The organism is Mycobacterium sp. E3247, from assembly GCF_001667785.1.
GTDB lineage: Bacteria > Actinomycetota > Actinomycetes > Mycobacteriales > Mycobacteriaceae > Mycobacterium.
Genome location: NZ_LZJG01000204.1, coordinates 26,747 through 40,575 on the forward strand (window position 1 = coordinate 26,747; position 13,829 = coordinate 40,575).

A 13,829-nucleotide genomic window follows, 5' to 3' on the forward strand; every position below is an offset into this window, starting at 1 on the left:
GTCGGCCGCATCCGCTCGGCGCGGCGAGACAACGTTGACGGCCGCGTTTGTGCTCGGCTCACAATTCGGCGTGCCGAAAATGCTCCAGACCGGGCAGGGCCGGCAATAGCGCCAGCGCGACAGACAGCTCGAGCGTGTCGGTGTCGATGCTGCGGCCCAGGATCGCCTCGGCCTGGTTCACGCGATAGGTGACGGTGTTGGGGTGCACGGTGAGCCGCTGGGCGGCGCGCACGCGGCTGCGGTTTTCGCCCAGATAGACCGCCAGCGTCGTCGCGAGCCGATAGGTGTCCTCGTTGTCGGCGGCCAGCGGCCCCAGCACCCTGGTGACGAACGTCGTGGCATGCTCCCGGTCCGCGCTGGCAAGAGCGGCGACGGCGACATCGCGGTAATGGGTGACCGAAGCACCGCGGGCCCCCATCAGCGATACCACGCGCCGCGCGTGGGCGGCCTCGAGGTAGCTCCGGCGAAAGCCCTTGAGCCCGCGAGCCGGATCACCGAAGGCGAGGCGGACGCTCGCCGGTTGCTCGGCACCGCTCAGCGTCGCCTCCCGCACCGTGAGCGGGCCCCGGCGGCTCACCCACGCGGCAACCGCCAGGGAACCCGACGGATGGACCAGGGTACTTTCCGCCCCCGTGACGCGCCCGATGCCGGCGATGACGCGGCCCAACAGCGGCTGGGCGTCGCCCTCTTCGGGCAGGTCGTCAACCCACGCGATGACGGCGACATGCTGGCGATTGATGTCGTAGCGCAGTCTTTTCGACGCGCGCAGCGGTTCCCGCTCACGCTCGGCGAGAATGTCGTCGACCGCGCTCGCGCGGGCGGCGGTCGCGCCACGCAACCATGCGTCCCGCTCGACCTCGTAGGTCTGCTCGGCCCGCATCATCGCCCCGTCGACGTAGGCGAACATCCACCCGGTGGCCAGCTCCATCGCCTTCGCCTGCTGGGCGGCGTCTTTCGCCGTCGCCGCGATCCGGGCGAGCATCCACTGCCACACCAGTTCCTGAGCCAGCCGGTAAAACCGCATCAGATCGGCCAACGCCACCTGGCGCTGCACGGCCGCGCGCGCGATCGCTTGCGTGGACGGCGGCAGCTGCACCCGACGCGGATCTGCGCCGAGCTCGATGATCTGGGCCAGCTGCCGCAGGCTCGCGTCGCTGCTCACCACGTTCTCCCTGACCGTCTGGTCGTCGGGAAACAGCTGCGGGAGCTCGGCTTGCATCCGGGCGACGGAGCGCTCGGCCAGGTCGGTGGCGCCGGCACGCAACTCGGCCGCGATCGGCACCAGCACCTGCTGCCATACCCGCTGCGCGGCCGGGTCATGCACCGGCGGCCATTCGAGCTCCATGGCCGGAATGTAGTCCGGCTGTCGCGGCGTCACAATGACCGAGCCCAACGTTGGCGTCGTCGTACGAGACCACCATCGCGGGCCGGCCTTAGTTTGCTCCCATGTTCAGATTCGGATCCCGCCTCAACACCTCAGACCTGTCCGGTCGCGTCGTCGCCATCACCGGAGCGGGCAGCGGCATCGGCCGCGAGTTGGCTCTGCTGTGCGCGCAGCGCGGCGCCAACCTCGCGCTGTGTGACATCAACGACGCCGCGGTCGCCGAAACCGCCGAAGCCGCGCGCGGGCTTGAGCGTGACGTGATCACTCGCCGGGTGGACGTGTCCGACCCCGAGCAGATGACCGGGTTCGCCGACGCGGCATTCGCTCACTTCAACGGGGTCGACATCGTGGTCAACAACGCCGGGGTGGGACTTGTCGGCGGCTTCCTGGACACCAGCCTCAAGGACTGGGAATGGCTGGTCTCGATCAATCTGATGGGTGTCGTGCACGGTTGCGACGCCTTCGTCCCGGCCATGATCAACTCCGGTCGCGGCGGGCATGTCGTCAACCTGTCCTCGGCGGCGGGACTGCTTGCCAATCCCGCACTGTCGGCCTACAGCGCGACCAAGTTCGCCGTCTTGGGTCTTTCGGAGGCACTGCGCACCGAGCTCAAGCCCTACCGCATCGGCGTCACCGCCGTCTGCCCGGGCGTGATCAACACCGCCATCACGAAATCCAGCCCGATCCGCGGGACGGGTGACACCGAAGGCCGCCGCCAGCGCCTCGCCGCCACCTACCGCAGGAGGGGATACACACCGCAGCGCGCGGCCCGCAACATCTTGCGTGCGATCGGAAACGATCGCGCCGTCGCGCCCATCGCCGCGGAGGCACACGTCATGTACGGGTTGTCCCGCGTCGCTCCCCCACTGGCCCGGTGGGTTTCCGCGCAGATGGCCAAGGCCGCCCAATAAACCCCAATGAACCCCAAGCCGCTCGACAAGACAGGAATCACGATGAATATCAACGATATTGAGCACGTCGACGTGTTGATCGTCGGCGCCGGCATCTCCGGCATCGGCGCCGCGTACTACCTGCAGACCATGGCGCCGACCAAGAGCTTCGCGATCCTGGAAGCCCGCGACGAGATCGGCGGAACTTGGGACTTGTTCCGGTATCCGGGTATTCGCTCCGATTCCGACCTGCACACGTTCAGCTACGAGTTCAAGGCCTGGGAAAACGACAAGGCGATCGCCAGCGCCGACGCGATCATGTCCTACCTGCACGAGACGGTGGCTGAGAACGGCATCGGGCGCGCGATTCGGTTCGGCCACAAGGTGATCAGTGCGGCGTGGTCCACCAGCGACGCGCGCTGGCTGGTCGAGATCGACCGGGCCACCGGCGAACGCGTCACCATGAGTTGTCGATGGTTCTTCTGCGCCAGCGGCTACTACCGCTACGACGAGGGGTTCGCCCCGGAATTCCCGGGGCGCGAGCGGTTCCGCGGGCAGGTGGTGCATCCTCAGCATTGGCCGCAGGACCTGGATTACCGCGGCAAGCGGGTGGTGATCATCGGCAGCGGTGCGACGGCGGTGACGCTGGTCCCGGCCATGGCCGAGACCGCGGGACACGTGACGATGCTGCAGCGCTCCCCGACCTACATCGTGCCGGTGCCCTCGGAGGACCGCATCGCCAACACGCTGCCCAAGCTGATCGGCCGTGACCGCGCCTACGCCCTTACCCGGTATAAGAACATCGCCAAGCAACGGTTGATCTGGCGGTTCTGCCGGCAGCATCCGGCCGCCGCCCGCCGACTGATCCGCCACCTCAACGCCAAGCAGCTACCCAAGGGCTACCCGGTCGACGAGCACTTCAGGCCCGCGTACAACCCGTGGGACCAACGGCTTTGCGCCGTCCCGGACTCCGACATGTTCGCCGCGATCCGCGACGGGCGGGCCTCGGTGGTCACCGACCGGATCGACACATTCACCGAGCGGGGAATCCGGCTGCAGTCCGGCCGCGAGCTGGAAGCCGACATCGTGGTCACGGCCACCGGGCTGAACCTGCTGGCGTTCGGCCGGATCGCACTCTCGGTGGACGGCGTGTCCGTCGACGTGTCGAAGAAGGTGGCTTTCAAGGGCTTTCTGCTGAGCGACGTCCCGAATTTCGCGTACCTGATCGGCTACACCAACTCCTCATGGACGTTGAAGGTCGGGCTGGTATGTGAGCACTTCTGCCGGCTGCTGGGGTTGATGGACTCCCGCGGCCAGAGCATCTGCTATCCGCAGGCCCCGGCGACCATGCCGACCCGTCCCCTGCTGGAGGTCGGCGCCGGCTACGTCAAGCGCTCGGTCGAGAAGTTCCCGCACCAGGGCGTGGTAGGGCCGTGGCGCACCTGCATGGACTACCGCGCCGACTACAAAATGCTGCGCGAAGGCCCGGTCGACGACGACAGCCTGCGATTTGCGGCATCCCCACCGACCGGCGGCGCCGAGCCGGCGCTGACCGCGTAACGCACGGAGAACACCACCATGGAACTCACCATGGAACTGATGTCACCGCTGGAATCGCTGTTCTTGTCGGCCGAGTCGCGTGAACACCCGCTGCACGTCGGCGCGCTTCAGCTGTTCACCCCTCCCGCGGACGCCGGGCCCGATTTCGTGCAGGACATACACGAGGCGATGCTGCAAAGCACGGACGTGTCGCCGATATTCCGCAAGCGCCCCATGGCGTTTCACGGGGCACTCAGCAACGTCGGCTGGTCGTACGATCACGACGTCGATCTGCCCTACCACGTGCGGCGATCAGCCCTGCCGGCACCGGGACGGTTACGCGAACTCCTGGAGCTGACCTCACGGCTACACGGCAATCCGCTGGACCGGCACCGTCCGCTGTGGGAGACGCACCTCATCGACGGCCTCAAGGACGGGCGCTTCGCCGTCTACACCAAGATTCACCACGCGCTCGTGGACGGGGTATCCGGGCTCACCCTGCTGCAGCGGCCGCTAACCACCAACGCGCCCGACCACAACGGCGCCCAAACGCGTGCGCCCTGGTCGCCGGAACCGCCGGCGCCCCCACGTGCGGCCCGCGGACCGAGCCTCAGGGGCGTGCTGGGATCGGTTGCCACGCTTGGCCCTTCCTCGCTTCGGCTGGCGCGGGCCGCGCTGATGGAACAACAGCTGACGCTGCCCTATCGGGCCCCACGGACCATGCTCAACGTTCCCATCGGCGGCGCGCGGCGATGCGCTGCGCAGTCGTGGCCGATGGACCGGATCAAGGCGGTCAAGAACGCGGCCGGCGTGAGCGTCAACGACGTCGTCTTGACCATGTGCGCCGGGGCGCTGCGCGCCTACCTCACCGACTACGACGGGCTTCCCGACGCGCCTTTGGTGGCAATGGTTCCGGTGAGCTTGCGCAGGGACGGCGATGCGGTGGGCGGCAACGTGGTCGGCGGGGTGTTGTGCAACCTCGCGACCGACCTCGACGACCCCGCTCAACGCCTGAGCACCGTCCACTCGTCGATGCGCCAGAACAAGAACGTGCTGTCGCAGCTGCCCCGCTCGCAGGCGACGGCGTTGTCCATGCTCCTCCTCGGTCCGGCCGTGCTGCACGGCCTGCCGGGCCTGACCGGCGCCACCCGGCCGCCGTTCAACATCTGCATCTCCAACGTGCCCGGTGCGCGAGAGCCGCTGTACTACAACGGCGCCCGCCTCGAAAGCAACTACCCGATGTCGATCGCGATCAACGGGCAAGCGCTCAACATCACGCTGTCGAGCACCGCCGACACGGTCGACTTCGGACTGGTGGGATGCCGCCGCAGCGTGCCGCACCTGCAGCGCGTGCTCGGCCACCTCGACACCTCGCTGAAGGACTTGGAGCGCGCCGCGGGCCTGTGAGCCGAAATACGGCGCCGCACACGACAACGAAGGATGCTCTCCAGATGACCGATTTCGAGACTCGCACGCTTTCGGTGAACGGTGTGCGCTCGCCGGTGCTGATCGGCGGCACCGGCATCACCGGCGAGGCGGTGGTTTTCGTCCACGGCAACCCCGACGCCGCCCGCGACTGGCAACCCCTGATGGAACCGGTCGCCGAGTTCGCCGCGGTTTTCGCGCCCGACATGCCGGGTTTCGGTGGAGCGGACAAGAGGTCAGACCAGGACTACACGCTCGCCAGTTACGGCGCACACCTGGGCGGGGTGATCGGGCAACTGGCCATCGAACGCGTGCACCTGGTCGGCCACGACTTCGGCGGCCCGTTCGCGTTGACCTGGGCCGCCGCCAATCCACACCAGGTCGCCAGCGTCACGCTGATCAACAGCGGAGTGCTGTTGGACTACAAGTGGCACCGGCTGGCGCGGGTGTGGCGCACGCCCGTCGCCGGGGAGCTGTTCATGCGGACCACCACCCCTCGCCTCGCGCGATTCGTCGTCCGCCATGACAACCCAGGGCTACCCGAGCATTGGGTCGACGTGATCGCCGGACACCTCGTCGACGCCGGGACCAAGCGGGCCGTGCTGCGGCTCTACCGCTCGACCCGTCCGCAGGACATGGGCGCGCTCGTCGAGCCACTGCGCGACCGTGATCCCGACACACTGGTGGTGTTCGGCGACGCGGACGTCTACATCCCCGTCGAACAGGCCGAACGCCAGCGTCGCGTGTTTCCCCGCGCACATGTTGAACGGCTGCCCGGTGTGGGCCACTGGGCGTGGCTCGAGCAACCCGACCGGGTCGCCGACGTGGTCGTTCCCTTTCTGCGCGCACGGGTCGGGCAAGCGGTGTGACGACGCGGTGTGACGACGCGGTGGTGCTCGCGCCGCTAACGAGGCGCCGGCTCCCGGCCCCCGCAGCCGGCTAGATCTTGAACCGGCCGGCGAACCCGCGCAGCGGCAGGTCCGCGCTGGTGACGAGCCCCGGCGGCGCCGCGACGACGGACTTGATCGAGGCCAGCGCGGGCATGCCGGTGACGGTCATGCCGATGGAGGCGAAGTTGTCCGGATTGGACAGGTCAACGCCGGGCTTGGGGAAGATCATGTGCTTGTTGTAGATGCACGGGTCGCCCTTGATCTGGGTGATGTAGCAGCCCTTGATGTTCCAGCTCGGATCGGTGTGCGGGGTCATCTGCCACTCCAGGTGCGTCTCGACGCGGGGAACGCCATCTACCATGCCCTGGTACTTGATGTAGTTGCCGCCCAGCGAGCCCTTGGGCAGGGTGTACCAGCCCAGGTCCACGTCCTTGGTGCAGGCGCCCAGTTCGTAGCTGAACCTCACCTCGTCGAGGGTCAGGTCGAAGCAGTCGGCCATCATCAGCACGCTGTCGGCGAACACGCGGGTGTACTTCTCCAGCTTGGCCGGGATTTCCGGATCGTCGACCGGCTGGCCGTAGCCCACCTCGATCCAGGTGTCCTTGGAATGGTGACACGACACGTCCACGGATTCGATCGTGGTGACGTTCTCGATGTCGGCGACGTCGGCCGAACACACCACGCCCAGTATCTGATTCAGGCCCGGGTTCATCCCGGTCCCGTAGAACGTCGCGCCGCCCTTTTCGCAGGCCTCGGCCAGTAGCCGGCTCACCGGCTTGCCCGACGGGTGCGGATGGTTCTTGTCGCGGTGCCAGCCGGTGATCCAGTCGGCTGTGGTGACGATGTTGATCCCGGCCTCGAGCACCTTGACATAGAGGTCCTCGTCGGGGAACACGCCGTGGAAGGTGAGCACGTCCGGCTTGGCAGCGATGATCTCCTCGATGGTGCCGGTGGCCTTGACGCCGTTGGGAGCGATCCCGGCGAGCTCGCCTGCGTCCTTGCCGACCTTCTCCGGCGAATAGCAATGCACGCCAACGAGTTCGAGGTCGGGCTGGGTGGCGATCCGCTTGATCATCTCCGAACCGACGTTTCCGGTGGCCACCTGGAACACGCGGATCGGTGCGCTGGTCATTGCATTGAGCCTTCCTGTGATGCGAATGCCTCGGGATAGAACTGCTTGGCCCACTTGCGGATTGCGGTGAAGCCCTCGTACTCGTCGGTGGCCAGCGCCGGCGGGTCCGAGTAGCGCTGGTGTCGCCAGATCTCGATGTCCTGCTCGAACTGGCGGATCACCTCGCGCCCGAACTCGGCCGCCTTGCGCTCGGCGCGGTCGGGGTCCTTACCCGCGGTCCGGCCGATGTAGACCATGAACCGGACGTCGGAGGTGAACTCGTCGACCGGGGTGACCGCGGAGATGGTGCGGTTGTCGATCATCCCCCAGCTCTTGGTCACCGCGATGCCCAGGCCGCCGTTGATGGCCTCGACACCGCTGTTGACGTCCTCGATCTTCTGCCCGTCGCCACCTTCGAAGGTGATGGTGAAGTCGACGAACGACACCGGATCGGCGAAGTCGTGCCGGGTGAACACGGGCACGATCGGCGTGTTGTGCACGAACTTGAAATGCGCGAAGTCGACGCCGTTTTCGAGCACGTACTGCGGGTGCAGCTCCAGGGCCTGCCGGTACAACCGCTGCTGCGGGTAGTAGTCGTCGGCGCTGCTGCCGTCGCGAAATGCGGCGAAGACGTCCGGCGCGTCGAAGTACGGCTCGCGGCGCTCGACGTCATGCCAGATGTAGACCGACGCGTTGCGTTCCGCGACGGGGTAGGTGCGGATGCGACGGCCCCGATTGGGCCGGTCCTGGTAGGGAATGCAGACGTTGCGACCCTCCTGGCTCCACTGCCACCCGTGGAACGGGCACTGCAACACCTCGCCGACGACCGTGCCGCCGTAACCCAGGTGCGCACCGAGGTGCTCGCAGTAGGCGTTCATCACGGTGAGCTGGCCGGACTCGGCCCGCCAGGCGACCATCTCCTGGTCGAAGTACTTCATGGTGTGCACGTCGCCCACACCGATCTCATCGGACCAGGCGACCTGGAACCAGCCGGTTGGTTTCATCGACAACGGCGGCTTAGCCATGCGGGATCCCTCCTTGGAAGAGATGATAGGCGGGACCTCAGTCAAATCAAAGTACCCTCTATGAAACTTTGGGCGCGATAGGCTCGGCACGCGATAGGCTCGGCAGATGACTCGGCACGTCAACGCGGCCGGAACCGCGAGCCGGCGCCCCAACCGGCGTGGCAGCGCCACCCGGGAGAGCATGCTCGAAGCCGCGCTCAAGTCGTTGGCATCCGGCGACCCGGGCTCGGTGTCGGCCAACCGCATCGCCAAGGAGATCGGCGCCACCTGGGGCGCCGTGCAATACCAGTTCGGCGACGCCGACGGCTTCTGGGCCGCGGTGCTGCACCACACGGCCGAGCGGCGCGCCGCGACCTTCTCGACGCTGTCGACGCCGGTCTCACCCGACGCGCCCCTGCGCGAGCGGGTCGGCGCCATCATCGACACCCTTTACGACGGCTTGGCGTCGCCGGATTCACGCGCGATCGAGAACCTGCGGGCGGCGCTCCCCCGCGACCCCGCCGAGCTCGAGCGCCTGTTCCCGCGCACCGCCGCCGAGCTGTTCTCCTGGGGCAAGAGCTGGCTGGAGACCTGCCAGAACGCCTTCGCCGGCCTGGACGTCGACCCCGAGCGGGTGCGCGAGGTGGCTGCCCTGATCCCCGGCGCGATGCGCGGGCTGGTGTCCGAACGCCAGCTCGGCTCGTACGCCGACCTGGATATGGCGCGGCGGGGCCTGACCAACGCGCTGGCCGCCTACCTGGAGCGATCGCGCCGGTGACGACCGGTGACATCCCGTTCGACATCGCGATCCGCCGGGCCGGCCGCACCGACCTCGCCCGGGTCGCCGAGATGCACTATCCGGTCTGGCGGCAGTCCTGGGCCGGCGTACTGCCGGACGCCACGCTCGACCCGCTCGGATCGCCGCGGCGCTGGGCCATTCTGGCGTACCCGGGTATCCTGCAGCGCTGCCACTGGAGCATGTGGATCGCCGAATCCGGCTCGCGCACAATCGGGATGACGATCTTCGGCCCCGACCCCGCGAATCCCGCACAGGTGGAACTCGATTCGCTCTACGTCGCGGCCGACTGCCAGCGCCACGGTGTCGGGAGGCGCCTGCTAGCCACGGCCTTGACGGAAAGCCCGCCGGGAGACGTCGTCCTGTGGTGCGCCGAACACAACACCCAGGCGCGAACCTTCTACGAGAAGAACGACTTTCACGCCGATGGGCGCACCCTGGACTGGGAGCCGCTGCCCGGCGTCAAAGTCGCCCATCTCGGCTATCGGCTGCACCGGCGTTAGCTTTGGCGGCCGTCGGCTACTCGGACTCGGCGCGCTGTTTGAGGCGCTGCAAGGTGAGCCGGATGTGTTCGGTGTTGGCGGCCAGGCGATCCGGAACGCCGGTGGCCCTGCCGGCGAGCTTGCGGAACCAGCGAGGCCTGCGGTCCCAGATGCTTTCGGTGACCCGGCAACCGCCGTCCGCCGCCACGATGTCATATTGCCAGCGCGCGATCGGGACGACGGTGTGCCGCACGTCGAACGCGAAGACGCGACCCGGTTCCGCGTCGGTGATGGTGCACGTGGTGCTCCAGCTCCGCTTGCTGCTTTCGTTGTGACCGGTGAACACGGCCCCGGGACGCGCGGCATCGCCTTTGCGCCACTCCATCGCCACCGCCTCCTCGGCAAATGAGGCCAGCGTGGACAGGTCGGTGAGGAGCCGATACACCACCTCGGGGCGGGCATCGACCTGCACGGTGGCGGTCACACACGGGTCGGTCATCCGCCGATCATAGCCAGCGTGCAGGGGATTTCAGCTTGATTGCGGCCGATCGGAACTTTCTCCACACTTGAGTGCGAACCGTTCGAAGCAAGGGGCAAGCATGCGAGTCGGCGTACCGACCGAGACCAAGGTCAACGAGTTCCGGGTGGCCATCACACCCGCCGGCGTCGCGGAACTGACCCGCCGCGGTCACGAAGTGCTCGTGCAGGCCGGCGCCGGGGACGGGTCGTCCATCCCCGACGACGAGTTCAAGGCGGCGGGCGCCCGCTTGGCCGACTCGGCCGAACAGGTGTGGGCCGAGGCCGACCTGCTGCTCAAGGTGAAGGAACCGATCGAGTCCGAATACGGCCTCCTGCGCCAGGATCAGGTGCTCTTCACCTATCTGCACCTGGCCGCCTCTGCCACCTGCACCGAAGCGCTATTGGCTTCCGGCACAACGTCGATCGCCTACGAGACGGTGCAGGCCGCCGACGGTACCTTGCCGTTGCTGGCTCCGATGAGCGAGGTCGCCGGCCGGCTGTCGGCCCAGGTCGGCGCCTACCACCTGATGCGCACCCACGGCGGACGCGGCGTGCTGATGGGCGGGGTCCCGGGCGTCAAGCCCGCCGATGTCGTGGTGATCGGCGCGGGCACGGCCGGCTACAACGCCGCCCGGGTCGCGGGCGGCATGGGCGCGAACGTGACGGTTCTCGACGTCAACATCGGCAAGCTGCGCCTGCTCGATGCCGAATTCGGCGGACAGGTGCGCACGCGCTACTCGTCGGCGTACGAGCTGGAGGGTACCGTCACGCGCGCCGACCTGCTGATCGGGGCGGTCCTGTTGCCGGGCGGCAAGGCGCCGGAACTAGTCCCGAATTCGCTTGTGGCGCAGATGAAGCCGGGCGCAGTGCTGGTGGACATCTCCATCGACCAGGGCGGCTGCTTCGCGGATTCCCGGCCGACCACGCACGATGACCCGACGTTCGCCGTTTACGACAAGCAGTTCTACTGCGTGGCCAACATGCCCAGCGCGGTGCCCAAGACGTCGACCGTGGCGCTGACCAACGCCACCATGCCCTACGTGCTCGAACTGGCCGACCACGGCTGGCGCGCGGCATGCCGATCGGATCCCACTCTGGCCAAAGGCCTTTCGACGCACGACGGCGGGCTGCTGTCCCAACGGGTGGCCGCCGACCTGGGTCTGCCGTTCACCGATCCGGCGGGCCTGCTCGCCTAGTCGCGCTCCACCAGGCTGGCGATGATGTCGGCCGCCGGCCCGGGTTGGGCCTCCTTGAACGACGTTCCGGCCCATAACGGTATCCCGTTCGGGTCCTCCATGGCGGCCGCCGCCTCCCGGATCGGGCTGGTCATCTGGTTGACCTCCGGGTAGCCCAGCGGCGCCACGTTGTCCAGCAGCCGGGTGAAGTTGTTCTCCAGGCCGCGCGCGTAGCGGCCCGAGAACGCGCGCGTGACAACGGTGGTGCCGAAGACCGGGTTCTTCAGGGCGGTGCGGTGCGCGGTACTGGTGCCGGCTTCGTCGCTGAGCAACAGCGCGGTGCCGACCTGCGCGGCGACCGCGCCCCGGTTCAGCACGGCGGTGACGTCGCGGGCGGTGCCCAGGCCGCCGGCCGCGACGACCGGGACGTCGTGCGCATGGCGGATGCGATCGATCAGCTGGTGCAGCGATTCGTTGCCGGGCTCCATGTCGGGCGCGAACGTGCCCCGGTGCCCGCCCGCGTCCGGGCCCTGGACGATGAGGCTGTCCGCGCCGGCGGCCACGGCCACTCCGGCCTCGTAGGCCGACGTCACCGTGACCATCACCAACAGTCCCAGCGCGCCGAGCCGCCGGATGACGTCGGGCGGCGGCACCCCGAAGGTGAACGAGACCAGCTCGGGCCGCACGTCGGCCACCACTTCGAGCTTGCTCTCCCAGTCGTCGTCGTCGCCGTACTGCGGGTGCCCGACCTCGACCTGGTAGTAGTCGGCGATCTCCTCGAGTTCCTCGGCGTAGTAGTCCAGCGCCATCCAGTCGGCGACGCTGGGCTGGGGGACGAACAGGTTCACGCCGAGCGGGCCGGTGGTGGCCGCGCGCGCGGAGGCGATGTCCTCGGCGAACCGTTCCGCGCTGCGGTGGCCGCCGGGGACGAAGCCGAGCCCGCCCGCGTTGGACACCGCCGCGGCCAGCTCGGGCGTGCCCGGTCCGCCGGCCATCGGTGCACCCACGATGGGCACCATGATGTCCCAAAAGCCCAGTACCACGGAGCTAATTTACCATCGCCCGAAGTTGTTGGGGCAGTGACCGTTTGGAGGCATAGGGCCCCAGGACGGCGGCACCGTAGGGCTGGTTGAGCAGCCGGCGGGCAACCGCGTTGACCTCCTCGACCGTCACCTGGTCGATCTTCCGCAGGGTCTGCTCGATGCTGCGGTGCTCGCCGTAGTTCAGTTCGTTGCGGCCCAGACGGCTCATCCGCGAGCTGGAATCCTCCAAACCGAGAACGAGCCCGCCGCGCAACGACCCCTTCGCGATGCGGCACTCCGCCTCGGTGATGCCGTCGCGGGCCACCGACTCGAGGACCTCGTTGGTCACCTGCATCACCTCGGCGAACCGCTCGGGCTGGCAGGCGGCGTAGACGGACAGCGCGCCGCTGTCGGCAAAGATGTCCACCGTCGAGTAGACCGAATAGGCCAGTCCGCGCAACTCGCGAACCTCTTGGAACAGCCGGGAACTCAGGCCACCACCCAGTGCGCTGTGCAACACCGACAGCGCCCAGCGGTGCCGCCAGCTACGCCCCGGGGTCCGCACGCCCAGCGCCACGTGGGTCTGCTCGGCGTCCCGGTTGCCCAGCAGCAAACTGGGCCGTCCGGTCACCCGTCCGGCACCCTTGCGCGGCGCGATGGGCCGGCGCCCGCGGACCAGGTGCGGCCCGAAGTGCGCACGCACCAGCGCGACGACCTCGTCGTGGTCGACGTTGCCGGCCACCGCGACCACCATGCGTTCCGGCGTGTAGCGGCGCACGTGAAACGAGTGCAGCTGGGTCCGGGTCATCGACGACACCGACTGCGCGGTGCCGATCACCGGCCGGCCCACCGGGTGGTCGCCGAACATCGCGCCCAGGAACATGTCCCCCAGCGCGTCCTCGGGATCGTCGTCACGCATCGCGATCTCTTCGAGCACCACGTCGCGCTCCAGCTCGACGTCCTCGGCGGCGCACCGGCCGTTGAGCACCACGTCGGACACCAGGTCGACGGCCAGCTCCAGGTCGCTGTCCAGCACGTGCGCGTAGTAGCAGGTGTGCTCCTTGGCCGTGAAGGCGTTCAGCTCCCCGCCGACGGCGTCCATCGCCTGCGCGATGTCCACGGCGCTTCGGGTGGGCGTCGACTTGAACAGCAGATGCTCGAGGAAGTGCGCCGCCCCCGCCACGGTGGCACCCTCGTCGCGCGATCCGACGCCCACCCAGACGCCGACGGACGCCGAACGCACCGACGGCAGGTACTCGGTGACGACCCGAAGACCACCCGGAAGCGTGCTGCGGCGCAGCGTGGTCGACGATTCGACCTCAAGCGTCTGCGTGCCGCGGCGCAGGGCCGCGGCGCGATCAGCTGCTGGCTGTCGCGGCATCGGCTGGCGCGGCCTCCTGAGGAGCCCCGGCGTCGGCCGGGGCCGCGGAGTCTTCCTCGACCAGGACGAGGGAGATCTTGCCGCGCTTGTCGATGTCGGCGATCTCGACCCGCAGTTTGTCGCCGACGTTGACGACGTCCTCGACCTTCGCGATGCGCTTGCCCCTGCCGAGCTTGGAGATGTGCACCAGGCCGTCACGTCCCGGCAGCAA

Annotated in this window: 14 protein-coding genes; 7 read left to right on the forward strand and 7 right to left on the reverse strand. The window is 68.3% G+C overall.

Features of this window, described 5'->3' with window-relative positions:
- Positions 1 to 58: 58 nt before the first annotated feature.
- Positions 59 to 1,345: a CdaR family transcriptional regulator gene (locus tag A9X04_RS10795; RefSeq protein WP_067920158.1), complete on the reverse strand. Its 1,287-nt coding sequence runs from the start codon at positions 1,343 to 1,345 to the stop codon at positions 59 to 61.
- Between the two features lie 101 nt (positions 1,346 to 1,446).
- Here A9X04_RS10795 and A9X04_RS10800 point away from each other — a divergent pair, with 101 nt between their 5' ends.
- Genes A9X04_RS10800 through A9X04_RS10815 form a run of 4 tightly spaced genes read left to right on the forward strand, consistent with a single transcriptional unit; the run spans position 1,447 to position 6,107 of the window.
- Complete coding sequence (locus tag A9X04_RS10800) at positions 1,447 to 2,295, forward strand: SDR family NAD(P)-dependent oxidoreductase (protein ID WP_067920125.1); 849 nt, start codon at positions 1,447 to 1,449, stop codon at positions 2,293 to 2,295.
- A 42-nt stretch (positions 2,296 to 2,337) separates the two neighbouring features.
- A complete protein-coding gene (locus A9X04_RS10805; RefSeq protein ID WP_067920160.1) occupies positions 2,338 to 3,834 on the forward strand; it encodes an NAD(P)/FAD-dependent oxidoreductase in 1,497 nt (498 codons plus the stop codon).
- Positions 3,835 to 3,864: 30 nt separating this feature from the next.
- The gene (locus tag A9X04_RS10810; protein WP_067920162.1) at positions 3,865 to 5,220 is read left to right on the forward strand and encodes a wax ester/triacylglycerol synthase family O-acyltransferase; all 1,356 of its coding nucleotides are present in this window, start codon (positions 3,865 to 3,867) and stop codon (positions 5,218 to 5,220) included.
- A 44-nt stretch (positions 5,221 to 5,264) separates the two neighbouring features.
- Positions 5,265 to 6,107, forward strand: coding sequence for an alpha/beta fold hydrolase (locus A9X04_RS10815; protein WP_067920127.1), 843 nt, complete (start codon positions 5,265 to 5,267; stop codon positions 6,105 to 6,107).
- 70 nt (positions 6,108 to 6,177) lie between these two features.
- Here the strand turns inward: A9X04_RS10815 and A9X04_RS10820 are convergent, their stop codons facing one another.
- Together A9X04_RS10820 and A9X04_RS10825 are read right to left on the reverse strand one after the other, a co-directional pair.
- Complete coding sequence (locus A9X04_RS10820; protein WP_067920129.1) at positions 6,178 to 7,260, reverse strand: dihydrodipicolinate reductase; 1,083 nt, start codon at positions 7,258 to 7,260, stop codon at positions 6,178 to 6,180.
- Entirely contained in the window at positions 7,257 to 8,264 is a 1,008-nt protein-coding gene (locus A9X04_RS10825) for a Rieske 2Fe-2S domain-containing protein (protein WP_067920131.1), read from the reverse strand. The genes A9X04_RS10820 and A9X04_RS10825 overlap by 4 nt, the downstream gene beginning before the upstream one ends.
- Positions 8,265 to 8,370: 106 nt before the next feature.
- On the opposite strand from A9X04_RS10825, the gene A9X04_RS10830 reads away from it, so the two are divergent.
- Positions 8,371 to 9,021 (forward strand): TetR/AcrR family transcriptional regulator, encoded by a 651-nt coding sequence (locus A9X04_RS10830; protein ID WP_067920133.1) that lies wholly within the window; start codon positions 8,371 to 8,373, stop codon positions 9,019 to 9,021.
- The gene (locus tag A9X04_RS10835; RefSeq protein WP_067920135.1) at positions 9,018 to 9,542 is read left to right on the forward strand and encodes a GNAT family N-acetyltransferase; all 525 of its coding nucleotides are present in this window, start codon (positions 9,018 to 9,020) and stop codon (positions 9,540 to 9,542) included. The genes A9X04_RS10830 and A9X04_RS10835 overlap by 4 nt, the downstream gene beginning before the upstream one ends.
- Positions 9,543 to 9,558: 16 nt before the next feature.
- Here the strand turns inward: A9X04_RS10835 and A9X04_RS10840 are convergent, their stop codons facing one another.
- Complete coding sequence (locus tag A9X04_RS10840; RefSeq protein WP_067920137.1) at positions 9,559 to 10,020, reverse strand: SRPBCC family protein; 462 nt, start codon at positions 10,018 to 10,020, stop codon at positions 9,559 to 9,561.
- A gap of 100 nt (positions 10,021 to 10,120) precedes the next feature.
- Between A9X04_RS10840 and ald the strand changes: the two genes are divergently transcribed.
- Positions 10,121 to 11,236, forward strand: a complete 1,116-nt coding sequence (gene ald / locus A9X04_RS10845) for an alanine dehydrogenase (RefSeq protein ID WP_067920139.1) — start codon at positions 10,121 to 10,123, stop codon at positions 11,234 to 11,236.
- Here ald and A9X04_RS10850 read toward each other — a convergent pair.
- The 3 genes from A9X04_RS10850 to A9X04_RS10860 form a co-directional block, all read right to left on the reverse strand.
- Complete coding sequence (locus A9X04_RS10850) at positions 11,233 to 12,258, reverse strand: nitronate monooxygenase (protein WP_067920141.1); 1,026 nt, start codon at positions 12,256 to 12,258, stop codon at positions 11,233 to 11,235. The two genes, ald and A9X04_RS10850, sit on opposite strands and share 4 nt — an antisense overlap.
- A gap of 4 nt (positions 12,259 to 12,262) precedes the next feature.
- A complete protein-coding gene (locus A9X04_RS10855; RefSeq protein WP_067920143.1) occupies positions 12,263 to 13,618 on the reverse strand; it encodes a pitrilysin family protein in 1,356 nt (451 codons plus the stop codon).
- Positions 13,596 to 13,829: S1 RNA-binding domain-containing protein (locus tag A9X04_RS10860; RefSeq protein ID WP_156764310.1), on the reverse strand; the 234-nt coding region annotated here is incomplete at its 5' end. The genes A9X04_RS10855 and A9X04_RS10860, both read right to left, overlap by 23 nt.

What these genes read in the sequence shown, in the direction of transcription:
- A9X04_RS10795 (WP_067920158.1), bottom strand. Translation starts at nt 1,345, where the DNA reads ATGGAGCTCGAATGGCCGCCGGTGCATGACCCGGCCGCGCAGCGGGTA.
- A9X04_RS10800 (WP_067920125.1), top strand. Translation starts at nt 1,447, where the DNA reads ATGTTCAGATTCGGATCCCGCCTCAACACCTCAGACCTGTCCGGTCGC.
- A9X04_RS10805 (WP_067920160.1), top strand. Translation starts at nt 2,338, where the DNA reads ATGAATATCAACGATATTGAGCACGTCGACGTGTTGATCGTCGGCGCC.
- A9X04_RS10810 (WP_067920162.1), top strand. Translation starts at nt 3,865, where the DNA reads ATGGAACTGATGTCACCGCTGGAATCGCTGTTCTTGTCGGCCGAGTCG.
- A9X04_RS10815 (WP_067920127.1), top strand. Translation starts at nt 5,265, where the DNA reads ATGACCGATTTCGAGACTCGCACGCTTTCGGTGAACGGTGTGCGCTCG.
- A9X04_RS10820 (WP_067920129.1), bottom strand. Translation starts at nt 7,260, where the DNA reads ATGACCAGCGCACCGATCCGCGTGTTCCAGGTGGCCACCGGAAACGTC.
- A9X04_RS10825 (WP_067920131.1), bottom strand. Translation starts at nt 8,264, where the DNA reads ATGGCTAAGCCGCCGTTGTCGATGAAACCAACCGGCTGGTTCCAGGTC.
- A9X04_RS10830 (WP_067920133.1), top strand. Translation starts at nt 8,371, where the DNA reads ATGACTCGGCACGTCAACGCGGCCGGAACCGCGAGCCGGCGCCCCAAC.
- A9X04_RS10840 (WP_067920137.1), bottom strand. Translation starts at nt 10,020, where the DNA reads ATGACCGACCCGTGTGTGACCGCCACCGTGCAGGTCGATGCCCGCCCC.
- ald (WP_067920139.1), top strand. Translation starts at nt 10,121, where the DNA reads ATGCGAGTCGGCGTACCGACCGAGACCAAGGTCAACGAGTTCCGGGTG.
- A9X04_RS10855 (WP_067920143.1), bottom strand. Translation starts at nt 13,618, where the DNA reads ATGCCGCGACAGCCAGCAGCTGATCGCGCCGCGGCCCTGCGCCGCGGC.